Annotated in this window: 12 protein-coding genes and 1 pseudogene; 5 read left to right on the top strand and 8 right to left on the bottom strand. The window is 38.9% G+C overall.

Annotation, left to right across the window (positions count from 1 at the left end):
• The first annotated feature begins 16 nt into the window (after positions 1–16).
• Together RI845_RS13345 and RI845_RS13340 are read left to right on the top strand one after the other, a co-directional pair.
• Positions 17–241: a hypothetical protein gene (locus RI845_RS13345; RefSeq protein ID WP_348386657.1), complete on the top strand. Its 225-nt coding sequence runs from the start codon at positions 17–19 to the stop codon at positions 239–241.
• A 283-nt stretch (positions 242–524) separates the two neighbouring features.
• Complete coding sequence (locus tag RI845_RS13340; protein ID WP_348386656.1) at positions 525–2,564, top strand: efflux RND transporter permease subunit; 2,040 nt, start codon at positions 525–527, stop codon at positions 2,562–2,564.
• 39 nt (positions 2,565–2,603) lie between these two features.
• On the opposite strand, the gene RI845_RS13335 is transcribed toward RI845_RS13340, so the two are convergent.
• From RI845_RS13335 to RI845_RS13320, 4 genes are all read right to left on the bottom strand, one after another.
• Positions 2,604–5,036, bottom strand: a complete 2,433-nt coding sequence (locus RI845_RS13335; RefSeq protein WP_348386655.1) for an ABC transporter permease — start codon at positions 5,034–5,036, stop codon at positions 2,604–2,606.
• 58 nt (positions 5,037–5,094) lie between these two features.
• Positions 5,095–7,614, bottom strand: coding sequence for an ABC transporter permease (locus RI845_RS13330; RefSeq protein WP_348386654.1), 2,520 nt, complete (start codon positions 7,612–7,614; stop codon positions 5,095–5,097).
• Positions 7,615–7,662: 48 nt separating this feature from the next.
• The gene (locus tag RI845_RS13325) at positions 7,663–8,343 is read right to left on the bottom strand and encodes an ABC transporter ATP-binding protein (protein ID WP_348386653.1); all 681 of its coding nucleotides are present in this window, start codon (positions 8,341–8,343) and stop codon (positions 7,663–7,665) included.
• An 89-nt stretch (positions 8,344–8,432) separates the two neighbouring features.
• Complete coding sequence (locus RI845_RS13320; protein WP_348386652.1) at positions 8,433–9,779, bottom strand: efflux RND transporter periplasmic adaptor subunit; 1,347 nt, start codon at positions 9,777–9,779, stop codon at positions 8,433–8,435.
• 229 nt (positions 9,780–10,008) lie between these two features.
• On the opposite strand from RI845_RS13320, the gene RI845_RS13315 reads away from it, so the two are divergent.
• From RI845_RS13315 to RI845_RS13305, 3 genes are read left to right on the top strand one after another with little or no spacing between them, the layout of a single operon-like run.
• Positions 10,009–11,424 (top strand): sigma-54-dependent transcriptional regulator, encoded by a 1,416-nt coding sequence (locus RI845_RS13315; RefSeq protein WP_348386651.1) that lies wholly within the window; start codon positions 10,009–10,011, stop codon positions 11,422–11,424.
• Positions 11,414–12,766 carry a sensor histidine kinase gene (locus RI845_RS13310; protein ID WP_348386650.1) on the top strand — a complete coding sequence of 451 codons (1,353 nt, stop codon included), beginning with the start codon at positions 11,414–11,416 and terminating at the stop codon, positions 12,764–12,766. Before RI845_RS13315 ends, RI845_RS13310 begins: the two co-directional genes overlap by 11 nt.
• Before the next feature lie 18 nt (positions 12,767–12,784).
• The gene (locus tag RI845_RS13305; protein WP_348386649.1) at positions 12,785–13,399 is read left to right on the top strand and encodes a DsbA family protein; all 615 of its coding nucleotides are present in this window, start codon (positions 12,785–12,787) and stop codon (positions 13,397–13,399) included.
• A gap of 149 nt (positions 13,400–13,548) precedes the next feature.
• On the opposite strand, the gene RI845_RS13300 is transcribed toward RI845_RS13305, so the two are convergent.
• From RI845_RS13300 to RI845_RS13285, 4 genes and pseudogenes are all read right to left on the bottom strand, one after another.
• Positions 13,549–15,057, bottom strand: a complete 1,509-nt coding sequence (locus RI845_RS13300; RefSeq protein ID WP_348386648.1) for a hypothetical protein — start codon at positions 15,055–15,057, stop codon at positions 13,549–13,551.
• A gap of 340 nt (positions 15,058–15,397) precedes the next feature.
• Positions 15,398–15,619: pseudogene (locus RI845_RS13295) on the bottom strand (helix-hairpin-helix domain-containing protein); the annotation flags it as partial.
• 127 nt (positions 15,620–15,746) lie between these two features.
• Positions 15,747–16,004, bottom strand: coding sequence for a hypothetical protein (locus tag RI845_RS13290; RefSeq protein ID WP_348386647.1), 258 nt, complete (start codon positions 16,002–16,004; stop codon positions 15,747–15,749).
• 41 nt (positions 16,005–16,045) lie between these two features.
• Positions 16,046–16,495 (bottom strand): acyltransferase, encoded by a 450-nt coding sequence (locus tag RI845_RS13285; protein WP_348386646.1) that lies wholly within the window; start codon positions 16,493–16,495, stop codon positions 16,046–16,048.
• Positions 16,496–16,541 lie beyond the last annotated feature (46 nt).

The following is a 16,541-nucleotide window of genomic DNA, read 5'->3' as shown; positions in this document are numbered from 1 at the left end:
CGGTAAGGGGGACAAAATGGTAGATGAAAAACAATTCTTTTCAGACATGGCTAATATTTTGGCATGTCCGAAAGAGCAAATTAACGCAAAAACTAAAATGCTGGATTTAGTCGATAATTCATTCACTTTAGTTGAGCTGATCATCGAAATGCAAGAGTTGTACGGGATCAGTTTTGGCCAAATAGAATTGAAAAGTGTTGAAAATGTTGGTCAATTGCAGGAACTGTTTAACATAGATTAATTTGGGTATGGATTTCTATACTAAGGTTCATCTTAAGTATCTAAACTTGCAGAAGCTGATTGGCCAAAAGCAGCTGTTAACTTTACTGCCGTGTTTTATTGTTTGGTGCGCATTAAGCCTTGGTGTTTTTCAGCTTCGCTATGATTTCTCATTCAAACCTTTTTTTCTGACGCAAAGTTCGCAATATCATATAACCCAGCAGTTTGAGGAAACATTTGGTCAGGCTTCAGGTAGTTATGTTATTTTTATTTTGCAGAATCAGCATATCTTACAGCCAAGTTTTGTGACAAGCCTAAACGAGTTGTCGTCACAAATACAAAGCGTTAATGGTGTATCGCAAGTGGTTAGCTTAACCACTTTGGCAAACTTAACAGCGGTGCCATCATTGGTTGACCCACCAACCTTAAAACTAATACCGCAGTTTCCAGCTGAAATTTATAATGAGCAACCAAAATTGGACAAACATTTGCAGCAAATTGCTGAGAATGTTGAAGCATACCGTTTGGTGTTATCAAAAGATCAAAAGTATACCCTGTTAGCCGTTAAGCTTATTCCTCCGTTAACTGATTTACAGCAACGACGGGCTATTATTGACACAATAGATGCTTACATTAATAGCTACGTACCTGCCGATACCCAAGTGTATCGCTCTGGCGTGTCAATCGTTGAAGCAACTTATGCTGATCAGATTTTAATTGACCAATTAATTGCAACTACCTTAACGACATTATTCGTAGCGTTATTGATCTATTTAGTACTTAAACAATGGCGCGTATTAGTTGTAGTGCTCACTCCGGTGTTTTTGGTTATTGTTTCCTGCCTTAGTGTTATGGGGTGGTTTAATATACCTGTTACCATAATCAACAGTGTGGTTCCTGCGATTATACTGGTTATAGGTGTTGCCGATGCGATTCATATGGTCATTGCTTTTCTGCGGATATATTCAAAAAATAAAAATACCGAAGAAGCGATTGAACAAATGCTGTTCAGTACATCGCCAGCATGCTTTTACACGTCTATCTCTACCTCTGCCGGGTTCTTTTCTTTGCTTATGGCGAAGCTTATTATCATCCAAGATTTTGGACTGGTAGTTGCTGTTGCAGTTATTCAGCTTTGGCTGGCAAACCAATTGTTAATTCCATTTTTACTGAGAAATATTGCCTTGAAACCTCAGGTTGTTGAAAATTATCTGACCAAAACCGCAGTGGTAATAATGTATAAGTTGGCTAACTTCGCATCGCTTAAACCATACCGAGTTCTCTTGTTTACCGCTGGCGTTGTTGTGGTTTCATTACTTAGTTTTAACTTTATAAACATAGAGCAAAAATTTAATGAAGAGTTATCTAAACAGCATTCTGTACGTATTGCGCAAACATTATTAGAGCAAAAGTTTGGTGGTTTTTTGGGGCCCGATATTCGCGTCAGCAGAGTTGATGAAAGTGAGATATTAACTAAACACTCAGCCGATAAAATCAGCACTTTTGTGTCGGCAATTAAAGCATTAAAACATACCGATTCAGTACGTTCTATTTTTGATTTTTTTCCTCAACATTACGAGCAACCCCAATATCAATATTATATAAAGCAATTACACCAACTACCTGCGGAGCAATTAAACCTTGCTGAATTAATTAATGACAATAATTCAGTAATTGCTGTGCAAGTTCGTATTTCAGACATCGGCTCTAAGCAAGCAATGCTGTATAAAGAACAGATAGAATCTTTAGCTAAGCAGTATTTAGGCAGAGAGTTTAAGGTGGATATAGTAGGGCAGTGGTGGTTAGCCCAACAAGGGATGGATCAAATATTGATGGATATGATCATCACTTTATGCGCAGCTTTCATCATTATAATTCCCATTATTATGGTCGCTTTAAAAGAAAAACGGTTAATAATAATCGCCGTAATTATAAATTTTTTACCTATTTTAATTCCTCTTGCCTTTATGGCATTCACTGGCATACAGGTAAGGATTGGCACCGCGGTTGTGTTAGCTATCGCTATTGGTATTGTGGTAGATAACAGCTTTCATTTACTCACAAAACTAAGGCTTTTAGCGAAACAAGGCTTGTCAGCGCAACTGCAAATTAAATCCATGCTAGACCATGCAGGTAAAGGTGTTATGTATACGACACTAGCATTAGTTGCAGGGTTTTTATCTATGACGAGTAATCAACTGATTGCAATTAATGATATGGGAGTCATTGCAAGTGTTACGTTTGTTGCCGCGTTAATGGCAGATATAGTGCTATTACCTGCGCTCTATTCTTTAGCATTAACACCCTCAAGTAATGAAAAAGGGACTGCACATAACATTATGTGAAGTCCCTTTAGAGTTGTTTTTTAGGTAAAACCCGAAGATTTATTCGTAACGCAGTGCCGATATTGGATTTGCCCTTGCCACTTTAAAGGCGTGCAATGCAATTACAATCCAAGCTAAACCTACCGCGATAATGCCTGACATTAAAATAATTGGTATTTGTAAGTCGATTCGCTCGGCAAAAAATTGCAAATACATGTTTGACGTAAAGTAAGCCAATGGGAGGGCAAAAATAATCGCCCACATTACCGGCTTTGAAAACTGCCACAATAGCAATTTAACAATTTGTGGTAGTGAAGCACCCATAACTTTGCGAATGCCGATTTCTTTGGTACGAGAGCGTGCCATGAATGCAGCCAGACCAAATAGGCCGATTAATGCCAGCAATAATGCGATACCTGCAAACCCCGCTAACACGCCATTCATGGTTTTATAAATTTGATAAATCTGGGCGAATAAGCCATCCAAAAACTTATGCTGAATAGGGTAGTCGGGTAATACTCGTTTCCATGCTTCTTCTATTTCTGAAATTATATTGGCAGAAGCGCCTTTTCGAATTCGAATTGCACCATAGCGATGTGGAACGGGGTTGTTAATAAAAATCCACGCTTTCATTTTATTATGCAAGCCTAATAGATTTTGATCTTCCATTACACCGACAATATCGTATTGAAATGATTCTACTTCTTCACTTTGCTCACCCCAAAATGTTTCCCCTACAGCTTCTTCTGGGGTTGTGTAACCAAGCTTTTTGGTTAATAACACGTTGACAATAACATTGGCTCTACGGTTTTCAATATCGCGTCGTTCATCACCAAGCACATCTCTTGAGAAGTCTCTGCCTGCAACCAACGGTACGTCAAAGGTTTTTAAAAAGTCATGATCAACTTCATTTATGTTTGCTTGAACATCACTGTTTTCATCTCCTTTAACTCTACTCACTTCCCGTTGACTGTTGCTTTGTTCAAATGGTACTTGAGCTGTAAAGGTCACACTGCTTATATCAGGTAATTGCAATAATTCATTGCGCAGGGTGTTTTCTCTTTTACGTATCGATTCAACCGACATTTTTTCAAGTACTAACACTTCATCTTTTGGGTAAATATTACTGCTTTCTTGTACTTTTTCATTTTGAAAAAATACTATCATTACTAAAGCGAGCATAAAAATAGACAGCATAAATTGCGTGCCGATCATTAACGAGCGGAAAAAGCTACCTTTTGCGCCCTTGCCGTTTAGATCTCGTAATGCATCAATTGGAGTAGTTTTGGTGATCAAATAACTTGGGTAAGCACCGGCAATAAGGCCAACGATTACTGTCGTCGTAAGTAACCATGGAAGTAGTCCAATATAATCTAACATTACGACTTTATCGGTGGCGTTGTTAAATTGAGGTACCAACAGCTCCAAAAATACAATCGCCAAAATCATTGATATAAAGGCTATGGTCATACTCTCGGTCAAAAACTGCATCATGAGCTGACGACGTTTTGCCCCTAATGTTTTACGCAAACCAACTTCTTTGGCTCTGCCAATACTTTGTGCGGTAGCAAGGTTCGTGTAATTAACTATTGCGATAATAAGCACCAATACGCCTAATATTTGAATACTTTCAATAACTGGCATGCCAACCATATCCCAAATGGCAACATTAGTATCTTTAAGGTGGTGAGCGTTTAAAGAAGCCATAAATTTTTCTTTCATTTCAGGCTCTACATGACGGTCAAAAATGGCATTCAACTTAAGATTAAGCTCATCTAGCGGCATAACCTCTTTAGTCATCACGTAAACCTGGTTACCACCACTTATGTTGTTCCAATTACCGGCTAAATCCCAATCATCAATACGGTTAAGCGCTTCTAATGGCGCGAACATAGTTACTGCGCCGCTGATAAACGACGAATTAAAGTGACTATTTTGCGGGATTTCTTCAATTACTGCGGTAACGTGTAAATCGAATTCGTGATTCAATAATACCGTTTCACCAACAACATCTGTTCGGCCAAAAAACTTCATCGCTGTGTCGCGAGTTAATACTAAACCTTTAGGGTCTACAAGAGCCTTGGCATCACCAGCAATATAATTGAAATTGAAAATATCCAATAACTCTTTGTCAGTAAACTTAACGGTTTCATGAAAATGATTATCGCCAATGGTTAACAGGTAACCACGTCTAATTGTGCGAGCAAACGCATCCAATTCTTCAAGCTCGGCGCCAATTAATGGCCCCATTGCTGAATAGGTATTGTCGAGCTCTTTAACACCAATGTTTGCAGTAGGAGACATGATTGAACCAACGGTGTATGTACGTTGATGGTTTTCATACATGGTGTCATGATTTTTTTCGTATTCGGCAATAATGCCTCCGAATAAATAAACCGTAAGACCAATGGCTAAACCTATTACATTTATCGCGGCATAAAGCTTATTTTTTGCTAATGCACGTATCGCTATTTTTATATAATTTTGAAACATAAGTGTTCCTTTATTTTTTGTATTTAATTCGGTTTAATTCTTATTTATTTCGGCTTAGTTACTCGTAACGCAGTGCGTTAACTGGGTTTGAACGGGCAACTTTCGCTGCATTGCCACCAACGGTTAACCAAGCAATTAATAAGGCGCTACCTCCTGCAATTAAGCAAATAGGTAATAACCAATAGGTATTAATTCGATATGGGAAAGCCTCTAACCATTGCAGCATTAAGTACACTGACAATGGCCAAGCGAATAACATGGCAATGATAACTGGCTTAGAAAATTGCCAAATCAGTAGTGATACGATGTCTCTTACTCTGGCACCCATTATTTTGCGTATGCCAATTTCTTTTGTTCTTCGCTCTGCTGTAAAAGCGGCCAAACCATATAATCCTAAACAAGCTACCAGTATTGCTAATATTGAGAAGGCAGAAAATAATTTCGCTTGCGCCATTTCTTGAGCGTATTGCGCTTTCATCATTTCACTTAAAAATTGTAAGTTAATAGGCTGCATAGGCACATTGGCTTTCCAAATTGTTTCTATTTTAGGTAGCAGGCTTGAGACATCATTAGTGTTAAACGATAAGCTTGCCATACGAAAACGTTCAGGGTTCAACATGTAAGCACTAGCTCTTACACCAAACTTTATTGAACGGAAATAAACATCTGGTATCACGCCAATAATCGTTAGGTGATACTTACCAGCTCTAAATACATCGGTTTCAAGTGTTTTACCTATCGCTTGTTGTGGGCTGGTAAAGCCAAACTTTTTAACCGCAGTTTCGTTTAATATTACGTTAGCGTTGCCAATGCGGTTTTCGTCTTCTGCTATGGGCTTTATTTCATCAGTAGCATGGGCCTGATCAAATAGGCGGCCAGCAACAGGTTTAATATCGTATGCTTCAAAAAATCCGTAGCCCATGTTGTGGTAATTAAGTAACTCGCCTTGACTCTTAGAGCCTTCTTGCTCTTGCCCTAATAATTTGAAACCGTTGTTATTTTCATTGTCTTGAGTTGGCGATTCAGATGAAAATACCACAGAGCTTATCTCTGGCAAGTTCAACAGTTCTTGTTTTAAACTTTCTAAGTTATCGGCGCTTCTAATATTTAATATCAGCTTGTTTTGGGTTTCATAACCAACATCCATAGAGTTTGCGTATACCGTTTGTCCGTAAACCACAGCCGTACTTATAATAAGTGCAATAGATGTGGCAAATTGAAACACAACTAAAGCAGTACGAAGTGTTGATGAACTTGTTGATTCAGCACCCTTACTAGATTTTAATATGTGTCCAGGTAAATAGCGTGATAAGTAAAGCGAAGGGTAAATGCCAGCACCTAAGCCAACCAGCAAAGATGTACCTACCAGTGATAAAATTAAATCAGCGTCTTCAAATAAACGTAACTCAAGCTCACGACCCAGCGCCGAATTGTATAAAGGCAATGCAGCCTCAACAGCGACTAAAGCAAACAACAGTGAAATAAGTACTAAGGCAATAGCCTCACCTAAAAACTGAGTTGCAACTTGTCTACGACTCGCACCCATTACCTTGCGCATTGCGACTTCTTTCGCTCGTTGACTCGCTCTTGCTGTTGCCAAGTTCATAAAGTTTATACAAGCAATCAGTAGTATTAAGCCGGCAACAATCATGAAGGTGTATATCATTCTTAAATCGCCCATAGGAGTAACATCTCCCATGCTTCCGGCATGCTCTCTTGCTTGTAAATGCAAATCGGGAACGGCCATTACTCGGTGTTTTACCATATCAGTGAGTTTGGTATCGGTTGGTAGCTCACCCATGTTTTCTTTAAACATTTGCACAAAAGGGCTTTCATTGTTTATCCAATACTCAATACGCTCTTGCAACTGAGCAACGCTCACGCCTTGGTGCATCTTAAAATAGGTCATTACATTGACACTATTCCAGGTATCTAAAATATTTGGTTGGTCGGCAAACAACGAAGGTTGTAAGTACACAATCATATTCAAATCAAGGTGAGTAGCACCGGGTAATTCTTTTAACACCCCGGTAATTGGCAATGTAGTCGGATCATCAGCAACGCAACAAATGGTCATCGTTTCACCAATAACGTCCGTTTTACCAAAATACTTTATCGCCAACTCTTCAGTAATAACCAAATCATAAGGCTTTTTAAATGAACTCACTTTCGAGCCATGTTCAAATGGCAGGTCAAAAATATCAAAAAAGCTACCGTCGACTAAGTTGATCCTTTCTGAAAATGCATCATTGTTTTGTCTAACCGTGGTACCAAAATTAAGTACTCTTACACCGTCTTCAATTTCGCCTTTAGCATAATCTCGCAGCGCCTCCATCATTTTGCCCGCAGAGTTTACGGTTAAAAATGGCGGTCTATCAGGCATTAAATATGCGGTATGCAACCTAACTAATCGATCGCTATCTTTGATCCATTGATCATAGCCCGTCTCTTCACGCACAAATAACATGATTAAAATACAGCTCATTAAGCCAATGGCTAAGCCAAAGATATTAATGAACGAAAACATGCCGTTTTTGATGATGTTACGCCACGCTGTAATTAAGTAATTACGAAACATGATGGTGTCCTTGTTGATGCAAAAATTTTACTAAGCTTGAATATATGATTAAGCGGCTCTTACATTTTCAGTCACTACATGACCGTCAAATAAATTAATAGTACGACGAGCATAATCGGCATGTGCCGGGCTATGCGTTACCATTACTATTGTGGTGCCTTCCTTGTTCAACTGTTGCAGCATTTCCATAACTTCTTGGCCATGGGCACTGTCTAAATTACCTGTTGGCTCATCGGCAAGGATCATCGCTTGATCGCCAACCACCGCACGCGCTACGGCAACACGCTGTTGTTGTCCGCCAGATAATTGGCTTGGCATATGTTTGGCTCTGTGAGCAATACCTACTTTGTCCATTACTTTAGCCACACGCTCTTTACGCTCTGCTGCAGGGATGTTGTGATAAAGCAGTGCCAACTCGATATTTTCTTGTACTGACAGTTCTTCAATTAAATTGAAGTTTTGAAAGATAAAGCCGATGTTATGCTTACGAATAGCGGCAAGTTGTGCTTCGCTATAATCTGAAATGTCTTCATCCATAAACATATACTGGCCAGTCGACGGGTTATCTAACATGCCAACAATATTTAATAATGTTGATTTTCCGCAACCAGACGGTCCCATAATGGCAACAAACTCGCCCTGTTCAATTTCAATGTTGACGCTGTTTAATGCTGCTGTTTCAACTTCGTCGGTTTGATAAACTCTAGATAGATTGTGTAGTTTTAACATGATTATTATTCCTATATATCGTTGTAATTCGTATTCGTTATAAAGTTATTGTTGGTAAATTTATTTGTTATTTAATTAAGTAATTATTACTAATTGCTTAAGTTCAAACGTTCCATATCTTGGTAACTGCTGTACGGGCTTGTTACCACTTGCTCGCCTTCTTCTAGGCCATCTAATACTTCTATAAAACGGCTATTTCTGCGGCCTAAACGAACAGTGCGTTTCACTGCTTGGCTTTGATCTGCGGTAACTACGAAAATCCAGTTGCCGCCGGTATCTTGAAAAAAGGCACCGTTTGGAATTAACAGGGCTTTGGTTTCATCGCCTAAGGTTAATTTGGTTTGAATAGTTTGACCGCGGCGGATGTTTGAAGGTTGTTCACCAATAAATTTAAAATCTACCTCAAACTGACCATTTTGAACTTGTGGGTATATTTTTGAGATCACCAGTTGGTAATCATCAAATTGAGCTTTTTGCCCTAAATCAACTCGGCCTAAATAAAATTCATCAATATTTGCCGTAAGTTTGTAATCATTCGGGGTGTCTATTTGGCCAAGACGTTCGCCGCGGCCAATGCTTTGTCCAACTTCAACATTAAAACCTGACAACTTGCCATTTACTGGGGCACGCACATTCATGTTTTCTAAGTTTTTACGTGAAATTTCTAAATTACCTTCCAAACGTTTGCTGGTTTCTTTTAAAAACTGCAATTGTTCACTTTGCATGCGGGTATCTGATGCTTGGCTTTCCAGGGTTATGGTTAAACGATTTTTATACCACTGCAACGTATCGCGAGTATCGTCAAATTTGGTTTGCGCAACCGAGCCTGTGTTTACCAATTGTTGTTCACGTTCTAATTGGCGAGTTAACATTTTAATTTGGTAATCAATGTCAACTAAGTTACGTTTGTGTTGTAGGCGGTTTTGCTCAAGCGATAACTCGATTGAACGCATATTGTTTAACTGCTCGGCAACTCTAGCTTCGTTACCTAACACATTAAGTTGTAATGATGCATTTGATAGTTCAACGATTAAGTCGCCACTGGTTAAGTCGCTGCCATCTTCAACTAAAATTCGTTCTACTCGACCGCCTTCTATGGCATCTAAATAAACGGTTTTTGCTGGAGTTACTCTGCCTCTAACAGGAATGAAGTCTTCAAAAGTACCACTGGTGACGGTAGAAACGACGATTCGGTTTTGATCAACGCTTAATGATCTGCCACTTGGTGATGTAATAAATTGGTAGCCAAGATAAAAAATAGCGGCTGCTAACACTGCAATACCAGACCATTTTTTTAACGGATTTTGTTTACGGGTTACCTTGCGGTCCATGCCAGCACCAGATACCGCTTTTGAAGAGTTATTAGATTTCTTCGCTGGCATTTTAATTTCTTTTTTGGCTTTCGATGTTTGTTCCATTGGTGTAATTGTACCCATATCTTAACTGTCCTCATTAAGCTAAATTACCCGGTTAGTCGATAACGTGAGTAATTTGCTTTGCTCTACCGGTAAAGTTGCAACTACCGTGCCATATCGTAAGTCATTGTATTTGCTTGTTTTGTTGTTTGTGTGTTCGATAATGAACATTAGCTACTGTACGAATACGAACAGTTGATGTACGATAATGAACAGTTATTAAATTGTTAAAAATTTGTTTAGGGTTAACGTGAAGCAAGATGGCGTAATACTCATCGTAGATGATGATGAAGATATATTAGTTGCAGGTAAGTTATTGCTTAAAAGACATTTCTCAAGTGTGCAGATATGCAATCAGCCAGAAAATATTCCCCGTTTATTGAGTGGGCAAAAGTTTGATGCCATTTTATTGGATATGAATTTTGGCCCTGGCGAGAGTAGTGGTGCACAAGGGTATTTGTGGCTTGAAAAAATTCTAGAGATTGATCCGCAAGCAGTCGTGATCATGATCACTGCTCATGGTGGTGTTGATGTTGCCGTTGACGCGATGAAGTTGGGAGCTACCGATTTTATTGCAAAACCTTGGCAAAATGAAAAAGTTGTAGCAACGCTTTCAGCAGCTGTACAGTTAGGCCGAACAAGAACAGAAGCAAAAGTTCTTCGCAATACTAATAAGGTGTTGGCAGAAGTCAGTGGCGCAAAGTCAGGTCAAGCGCTACTTGGTAATTCACCAGCAATGAAAACGGTGTTTTCATTAATTGAACGCACTGCGCCAACCGATGCTAATGTATTAATCTTAGGCGAAAACGGTACAGGTAAAGAGCTTATCGCCCGTGAAATTCATGCCCAAAGTTTACGCTGTAATGAAGTGTTTATGTCTGTTGATTTGGGCTCATTATCAGAGTCATTATTTGAAAGTGAGCTATTTGGTCATAAAAAAGGCGCATTCACTGGCGCCAAAGAAGACAGAGTAGGGCGGTTACAAGCGGCTAACGGCGGTAGTTTATTTTTAGATGAAATAGGTAACTTACCACTACATTTACAAGCCAAGTTATTAACTGTGCTAGAACAACGTATGGTTACCCCAATAGGTGCAAATTTAGCAGTGCCAATCGATGTAAGAGTGATAACTGCAACGAATGTGAGCAAACAAGATTTGTCTATAGAGTCTAGGTTTAGGCAAGATTTGCTGTTTAGGTTAAACACTGTAGAAATCGATTTACCACCCCTTAGACAGCGCAATAAAGATATTGAAATGATCGCCAATCATTACATTAAATTATATGCCCGAAAATATGACAAACCCGATAAACCATTGTCAGCAAGTGCTTTAACCGCCATCGAAAATTATCCATGGCCTGGTAATGTAAGAGCATTAAGGCATGCCATTGAAAGAGCGATAATTTTGTCGCAAGGCAGCGAATTAGAGCCGATAGATTTTCAACTGGACCCAACGCCCAATCAAGCTGGCGATATGGTTGCCCCAGTTTCGTTAAATAATAGTAGTAGCGAAGTAGATAATGACGATTTAAACCTTGATAGGTTAGAAAAAAACGCGATTAAACAAGCATTGCAAAAACATCATTACAACATAAGTCATGCGGCAAAAGATTTAGGTTTAACGCGCGCTACGCTTTATAGAAGGATGGAAAAACATGGGTTTTAAAAAATTCTCATTAATGATCGCCTTACGTACCGTTGTGGTTATGCTAACGCTTATTTTGTTAACTTTTTTAATCACCACTCCCGGTTATCACGCCGCAACAATATTAACGTCACTGTTTTTAATTGTGCAGTGCATTATGGTGTTTCGCTTTATTACTAAAACAAATGCCGAATTGGCTCGGTTTTTAGATGCTGCCCGCTATGCTGATTATTCACAACGATTTGAAATGAAAAACTTAGGCGCTGGATTTGGCGAGTTAGGTAATGCCTTTACCGATATTCTTAAGCGCTTTCAAGCGGTACGTACCAACCAAGAGGAAGAGCTTAGGCATTTAAAAGCGATGGTTGAACATGTTCCAGTACCATTAATGAGTGTGCATTCAGACGGGGTAATAACCCTGTGGAATAATAGTGCACGCCGGTTATTTGGTTCAAACCATGTTACTAAGCTTGACGACTTAAGCCAATTTGGCGAGGAGTTCGCTAACCTTATAAAAACACTTCAACCGGGAGAGCGACGCCTGGTTACTTTTGAAGTTGATGACATGGAGCAGCAACTCACCATTTTATCGACTCAAATTATTATTGCCGGTAAACAAGAAAAGCTGATGAGTATGCAAAATATTCAAAGCGAGTTAGATGTAGTGCAACTGCAAGCCTGGCAAGACTTAGTACGAGTATTAACACATGAAATAATGAACAGTATTACGCCTGTAGCGTCATTATCGAAAACCGCGGTCGACTTATTAGATGATGCAAAGTCTAAAATAACCGACCACCCTGACTTGGCTGAGTCATTAGAAGACGTGTCGGATGCAGTACATACCGTTGCACGCCGAAGTGATGGTTTGACCAAGTTTGTTGGCAGTTATCGTCGTTTAACACGTTTGCCACCGCCTAAAAAGAAAATGGTAAAACTTAACGATATATTTAGCCAAGTTACCCTGCTTGGCACCCAACAATGGTTAGATAAAGGTATTAGCTTTAGCTCGAACATTCAGCCCGCAGAATTAGATGTTAATGTTGATAAAGATATGATTGAGCAACTGCTAATAAACCTATTACAAAATGCAGAACAAGCGCTAAGCCATGTAGCAAACCCTGCGGTAACAATGAGTGCCTATTTGAATAAACGTGGTCATGCCGTTATTGATATTGCTGATAATGGCGATGGCGTACCTGAAGAAATCGCTAAAAAGATATTTGTGCCTTTTTTCACTACAAAAAAAGAAGGGTCTGGCGTTGGTTTAGCATTAACTCGACAGGTAATGGTAGCGCATGGTGGTAATGTGAAATTAGAGCAAAGCGCAATGGGCGGCGCTCTGTTCAGATTAACCTTTTAGCCATTACTTGGATTAGCGATGAATAAGCCTACGTTATATTATGTATATGATCCGATGTGCAGTTGGTGTTGGGGATATAGGCCTACTTGGCAGACGTTACAAGAACAGCTGCAACCACTGGTAAACATACAATACAAAGTTGGTGGTTTAGCGCCAGACAGTGATGTTCCAATGCCGACTGATATGCAGAATTTTTTGCAACAAACTTGGCATAAAATAGCGACGCATTTGGGCACCGAATTCAACCATGATTTTTGGACGTCTTGCCAGCCAAGGCGATCAACTTACCCTGCGTGTCGTGCGATGTTAATTGCTCGACAGCATAACCTTGAACAAGAAATGTATTTAGCCGTTCAGCAAGCGTATTACTTAAACGCAAAGAACCCATCTAATATTGATACACTCGTTAGCCTTGCAACTGAGTTAGGCCTTGATGCTGCGATGTTTGAACAGCAGATGCTAAGTAATGAGGTACAGCTGCAATTAATTGATGAAATCGGCTTTGTGAGTGATATGCCGATACGAGGGTTTCCCTCATTGGTATTATCAATTAACGGAGAGTTAAAGGCGATACCAATTGATTATCAGCATTGGCAGACTAGCTACGAAGCGGTAACTGCTCACATTTTGTAGATGTCATTCCCGCGAAGGCGGGAATCCAAGATAGGGCTACTTTGTGCCAAAGTCGGCTAAAATCATTTAATTTTACCTTAAACATTTTCAATTGTAGATTATCTTTAAATACTAAAAGCAGTCCTGAAAGGACTGCTAACAGCAGACATTTAATTTTTACTCATTGGCTTGAATGACAGTTTAGATTCATAGTGAGTAGTATTACTAATTTTTATCCAATTCGCTGAAGTATTACCTTGACTTCCAATAGCCTCGGCTAAATCAAGAAGATAAGTACCATCGTCAGCACCACTTAAAGCATATTTACCGTCAGAAGATACTGCAAAGGAAATTGAGGGGGTAACTTCCGAACCTTCGAACCAGTTTGTATCTAAAATGAGCGTTGCCATGGAACAGGAATCAAAATAATCGTCTGTACAACCACAGTTAGGTATCGTATCTTCATCACTCCTAGGACAGTGGTAATATAGTATTTGGCTATTTCCGCCTTTACTTTTGGGACCGAATTGATTGAAGATAATGCCACCATCAAAAACCGAATAGCCCCTCAAATCTAATGGTGTATCCCTACCGCTAAGCTTCGCAGTTCCTTCTTCAATTATAACACCTGGTTCAACTAGCTCCTCTGGTTCAGATACACCGAGGAAGTAATCGAGTTCAAAAGCAATAATTTGTTCATTCCAAAATCCATTATCATAATCCACAGCATTTGCAGCTTTATAAACTATATAATCTGGTTCATCATTTATCCCTCCCCAGTTCACAGCATGAAACTCTAGAGGATCAGACCTAGTAGTTGGTAGTTGAAAGACTTTATTAGCGAAATAGGCCGGAGGAAGAGCTTCATTGTTTGGTACCGGATCTTCACCTGAGCCACCAATGCATAAATGTTCACCACAATTAATTACTTCCCAAAAAGCTAGATATACTTTTTTATAGAAAACACTTTGCCCATCAGGAATATAGCGATCTGCCGCTAAGGCTAATATATACTGTGTACCTTTATATGATATCCATTGTGTACGTCCAAATATTCCAAATTGGTTATACAAATGCTCAGCTCCTTCAGGCAAGTCTAATTGATTTACTTGTAAACGAAATTTTTGTTCTTCCTTTCTTATATGGGGAGAATCGTCAGTGCCATCTCCAACAGCACCACTAGAGTCTGTCTTTACTATTTTTGGATAATCGGATATTGAAAAATGCTCAATTTCTAATTCAGAGTCTGATCCTTCATTTAGAACTTGGCGGTCATTATTAAGCAATAAGTAATCACCAGATGGAGACCAAGTTCCAAAAGTGTTACCATGATTTACATTATTTTCTTCATTGATGTGGCTAAGCCTTAATTCGTCAGAGAATATTGCACCTAAGCAAAAGTCCCATGACAACGTGTTTCCATTTCTGCTGCTACAGAAGAATTCATAGGGATTTGATAACCCATCAAGAAATTTGTCAGGTGATGTATATACAACATCTATAAAAGGCTCTGGTGGGTCGCCTGGATCATTCCCTCCATTTCCCTTACCATTTCCACCTTTTGCCGCATTTGCGGGTATAGCTATGAGTAGGCTTAAGGTTATACAAATAGTAATTTTAACAAAGAAATTGAGGTTAGTATTTTGAGTGGTATTTGAGCAAACAATGGATGCAAACATGATGATTCCCTCCCTATTAACATCCGTTAAAGGAAAGATTAACTACTGCGATATGAAAGTTGAAAACAGCAGGACGAGATTGGTGGACGTCCTTGACAATGAAATACCCGTTAATCCTTTAAATATGCCGTTAGTTATAGTTCAAAAAATCAATATTGCAAGGATGTACAATTTTATTATTTGATTAGAATTCTTATAAATTTAACAATCTATTTTCTGAAAGAAAGCCTGCTGTTAAATACAGTGAGTAAGGTATTGATTGCGTTAACTTAATTAAAAACGAAACTCAATCGTGTCAGAAATAACAGGCCTATTATGCTCATAGGCTATTAAATGAGTTTTATTTACTCTGATGTTCTTTTCTCTCTGAGGTAAATTCCCACCATTTTTTAGCAGCTCCACCTTCCATATACCGAACAGCAGAAATAAAAACATCGATAACACAAGGATCATGGTGTTGATTGGTTACCTTACAAAGGTCGTTATACATTTTATATGGATCTCTACCAACCAATTCAAAAGGTTCTTTTATACCCAATATAATAAAGTCTTTTATAGTGGCTTTATCAACATTGGCAGGTTAGTTATGATGCGGTAACTGCTCACATTTTGTAGATGTCATTCCCGCGAAGGCGGGAATCCAAGACTCGTTTGTTTTGTACTCAAGCACTTCCTGCTTAAATACCTTGTTAGTTCGATGATTTTGCTACACATACCTCATGAACCGTTAAACCATCTTTAAGCCAATAATATTGGGTACAATTTTCAGTTGTTCGAATGATTGAACGCTCAGCGATATCAAATGTATCCATGGCCTCTATTAAAGAAACGATACCCGAGTTATCGCTATCAATAACTTGAACAGGCAAAGGAGAGCTCGCCACTGCGTAGAGGTAAAACAAAACCATAGACATTAATATAAGTATGCTGAATTTAAATTTTTTCACTAATTTCTCTAATACCTCATTAAGAGGTTTTTAACTGCTTGTTAGCCATACATACGCTGAAAAACTATTGTTAAACAGAAGCTAAACACAATATAAAACAAATTAAACAATGAACGGATAAGCAAAGAATCACCTTGATATGAAATATTATATAATTTTGAAACTAATACAATAATTCCCATTAATGTGAACCATGGCGCAAAGAAAAAAGTTGCCTGCCATTTAATGACTGTTACAGCAATATCATGAAGTGCACCACTTACTGTAAAAGTTAATAAAATTGAGAGCCAAATGGGGAGTACTCTATTTAAAGGCCGCATAACATTGCGAGATAAATAGTAGCCCCAAATAGGGTTCCAGTATTGCCAGAATACATAAAAAGATTCTGCACCAAACGACCGCTTAAGCATGGCTTGTAAAGAGCCAGGCGCCCCTAATGGTACACCATTTCGCTTTTTAACATATCTCCCTAATGAGATGGATTTATGCATGCTGACCTTTCCCCGTTTTAAACATCCTGTTATGTTGCCATAAAAA

It is taken from the genome of Thalassotalea nanhaiensis (assembly GCF_031583575.1).
GTDB classification, from domain to species: domain Bacteria; phylum Pseudomonadota; class Gammaproteobacteria; order Enterobacterales; family Alteromonadaceae; genus Thalassotalea_A; species Thalassotalea_A nanhaiensis.
This window is presented reverse-complemented; position numbering and strand designations above follow the sequence as displayed.

Bases quoted from the DNA above. Each gene is read 5' to 3' on its own strand.
- RI845_RS13345 (WP_348386657.1), top strand. From the start codon at position 17: ATGGTAGATGAAAAACAATTCTTTTCAGACATGGCTAATATTTTGGCA.
- RI845_RS13335 (WP_348386655.1), bottom strand. From the start codon at position 5,036: ATGTTTCAAAATTATATAAAAATAGCGATACGTGCATTAGCAAAAAAT.
- RI845_RS13330 (WP_348386654.1), bottom strand. From the start codon at position 7,614: ATGTTTCGTAATTACTTAATTACAGCGTGGCGTAACATCATCAAAAAC.
- RI845_RS13325 (WP_348386653.1), bottom strand. From the start codon at position 8,343: ATGTTAAAACTACACAATCTATCTAGAGTTTATCAAACCGACGAAGTT.
- RI845_RS13320 (WP_348386652.1), bottom strand. From the start codon at position 9,779: ATGGGTACAATTACACCAATGGAACAAACATCGAAAGCCAAAAAAGAA.
- RI845_RS13310 (WP_348386650.1), top strand. From the start codon at position 11,414: ATGGGTTTTAAAAAATTCTCATTAATGATCGCCTTACGTACCGTTGTG.
- RI845_RS13305 (WP_348386649.1), top strand. From the start codon at position 12,785: ATGAATAAGCCTACGTTATATTATGTATATGATCCGATGTGCAGTTGG.
- RI845_RS13300 (WP_348386648.1), bottom strand. From the start codon at position 15,057: ATGTTTGCATCCATTGTTTGCTCAAATACCACTCAAAATACTAACCTC.
- RI845_RS13285 (WP_348386646.1), bottom strand. From the start codon at position 16,495: ATGCATAAATCCATCTCATTAGGGAGATATGTTAAAAAGCGAAATGGT.